We start from the raw sequence: 1,385 nt of genomic DNA, 5'->3' as shown, positions 1-1,385 counted from the left end.
CCTGTTCGAGCGCGCGCTCCGCCACGTCGGTGGGCACGCCGGCCGCTTGCGACACGATGCCGATCGCCCGCCGGCGAAGCTTGTGATTATGAACCTGGACGTCGACCATCAGGTTGCCGTACGTCTTGCCGAGCGCCACCATCGAAATCGTCGACAGCATGTTGCAGATCATTTTCTGCGCAGTGCCGGCCTTCAGTCGTGTGGAGCCCGTCAACACCTCGGGGCCGCAGTCGACCTCGATCGCCACGTCGGCGAGCGCGGCCGCCTCGCTGCCCACGTTGCACGCGACGGCGATGGTCCGGCACCCGGTGTCTCGTGCATGACGCAGTGCGCCGAGCACGTATGGCGTGCGTCCGCTCGCGGTAAGCCCGACGACCACGTCGCCGCGTGCGAGCCCGGCCGCATCGAGATCCTGGCGGCCACGCGTGTCCGAATCCTCGACCGACTCCGTGATGCCCGCGAACCCGCCCGCGACGATGCCGATGATCTCGCCCGGCTGTGTGCCGAACGTGGGCTGGCATTCGAGCGCGTCGAGATAACCGATGCGGCCGCTGTTGCCGGCGCCGATGTAGATCAGCCGCCCGCCCACGCGCAGCGCGTCGGCAATCACCGTCACGCCGGAAGCGATCGCCGGCAGCGCGTGCGCGACGCGTGCTGCGATGCCGGCGTCCTCGCGGTTCATCAGCGCCAGCGCTTCAGGGATGCCGAGCGCGTCGAGATTCGCGCTTTGCCCGTTGGGCTGCTCGGTGACAAGGTGCTCCAGATGCATGGCCGTGCGCTCTCCCGGAAGAAGTTCGTCTCATGATAATTGGTACGGACATGTTTTGAAATAGGTATGGAGGCCGTGATCGCTTCGAGAGCCGGGCTGCGCGCTGCGAATCAACCGGGACAGCCCCATGAACACGTGGATTTCAAGAGATTTCCCCGAACAGGGAATATCGATATCAGAAGAACGATTTTGCGAGCTTCTTGATATTTGGTACGGTCCAATTATTGCGAAACCATACCTTTCGCATGGAGCCTGTGCGAGCCGCCCTGAGCGGCGGGCAGGCGTGATTCAACGGACCGATCTGTAGGAGCAAGGCATGACTTCGGATGAGAGCGCGCGATTCGACGCGCTGGCTCGCGCAATACTCGGGGCGATCGGCGGGGCGTCGAACGTCCGCCGTCATTTTCATTGCATGACGCGGCTGCGCCTGGTGCTCGTCGATCCCGACCGGGCCGACGTCGCGGCGCTGAAGGCGTTGCCGGCGGTGCTGGGCGTCGTGCACGGCGAGCCTTTGCAGATCGTGATCGGCCCAGGGGCGGTTGCGCAGGCGTCGGCCGCCTTTGCCGCCGTGCTGGCCGAGCAGCCGGCGCAAGCCGCGGCCGTACCGGCCGATGCC

Annotated in this window: 2 protein-coding genes; one reads left to right on the top strand and one right to left on the bottom strand. The window is 65.8% G+C overall.

The window, feature by feature from the left end; translation table 11 throughout:
- Positions 1–769: N-acetylmuramic acid 6-phosphate etherase (gene murQ, locus G3N99_RS40120; protein WP_206125181.1), on the bottom strand; the 769-nt coding region annotated here is incomplete at its 3' end.
- 316 nt (positions 770–1,085) lie between these two features.
- Here murQ and G3N99_RS40115 point away from each other — a divergent pair.
- Positions 1,086–1,385, top strand: a 300-nt coding sequence (locus G3N99_RS40115) for a PTS glucose/sucrose transporter subunit IIB (RefSeq protein ID WP_206125180.1), incomplete at its 3' end; no start/stop codon positions are given.

Origin of the sequence: Burkholderia sp. Ac-20392, assembly GCF_017104585.1 — a bacterium.
Taxonomy (GTDB): Bacteria; Pseudomonadota; Gammaproteobacteria; order Burkholderiales; family Burkholderiaceae; genus Burkholderia; species Burkholderia lata.
Note: the sequence above shows the minus strand (reverse complement) of the source record. Positions and strands in the feature narration are given on the sequence as shown.